2 rRNA genes are annotated in these 1,220 nt (G+C 49.6%); both read left to right on the forward strand.

Annotated elements, in window-relative coordinates:
- Positions 1–955, forward strand: a 23S ribosomal RNA gene (locus DRW42_RS28390); the annotation flags it as partial.
- 137 nt (positions 956–1,092) lie between these two features.
- Positions 1,093–1,204, forward strand: a 5S ribosomal RNA gene (rrf, locus tag DRW42_RS28395).
- Positions 1,205–1,220 lie beyond the last annotated feature (16 nt).

Raw genomic sequence — 1,220 nt, forward strand, 5'->3', positions numbered from 1 at the left:
GTCCTAAGGTAGCGAAATTCCTTGTCGGGTAAGTTCCGACCTGCACGAATGGTGTAACGATCTGGGCGCTGTCTCAGCCATGAGCTCGGTGAAATTGTGGTCCCGGTGAAGACGCCGGGTACCCGCAACGGGACGGAAAGACCCCATGCACCTTCACTACAATTTAACATTGCCACTGGGTACAGGATGTGTAGGATAGGTGGGAGGCTTTGAAGCGGTGTCGCCAGGCATCGTGGAGCCAACGTTGAAATACCACCCTTTCTGTATTCGGTGTCTAACTCTGCTATGTGGAGGACATTGTTTGATGGGTAGTTTGACTGGGGTGGTCGCCTCCAAAAAGGTAACGGAGGCTTTCAAAGGTAAGCTCAGTACGCTTGGTAACCGTACGGGGAGTGCAATAGCATAAGCTTGCTTGACTGTGAGACATACAGGTCGATCAGGGTCGAAAGACGGATATAGTGATCCGGTGGTTCTGCATGGAAGGGCCATCGCTCAAAGGATAAAAGGTACGCTGGGGATAACAGGCTGATCTCCCCCAAGAGCTCATATCGACGGGGAGGTTTGGCACCTCGATGTCGGCTCGTCACATCCTGGGGCTGGAGAAGGTCCCAAGGGTTCGGCTGTTCGCCGATTAAAGTGGCACGCGAGCTGGGTTCAGAACGTCGCGAGACAGTTCGGTCCCTATCTGTTGTGGGCGTAGGAATTTTGAGTGGGGCTGACCTTAGTACGAGAGGACCGGGTTGGACCAGCCTCTAGTGAATCTGTTGTTCCGCCAGGGGCATTGCAGAGTAGCTACGCTGGGAATAGATAAGCGCTGAAAGCATCTAAGTGCGAAACTAGCCACGAGATGAGAATTCCATATAGGACCGTAGCAGACTACTACGTTGATAGGCTATAGATGTAAAGCTGGTGACAGAACAGTCGAGTAGTACTAATCATCCGAAGCTTTCAAAGCAAACAGACTGTTGTTTGTTCTTCAAACTAACTTCTTTCAATAATATGTCATTTAAGCAAAAAGGGTAAAGACCAGAGACCAAAGGCGTATTTCGCTTTAGTCTTTAAGCTTTCATCTTTAGTCTTAATTAAAAATATTTAGGTGCCTATATCGGTGGTGTCCACCTCTTCCCATTCCGAACAGAGAAGTTAAGCCCACCAGAGCCGATGGTACTGCGGTAACACGTGGGAGAGTAGGTCGGTGCCAAATCTTAAAAGAAACCCTT

It is taken from the genome of Pedobacter miscanthi, assembly GCF_003315595.1.
GTDB classification, from domain to species: domain Bacteria; phylum Bacteroidota; class Bacteroidia; order Sphingobacteriales; family Sphingobacteriaceae; genus Pedobacter; species Pedobacter miscanthi.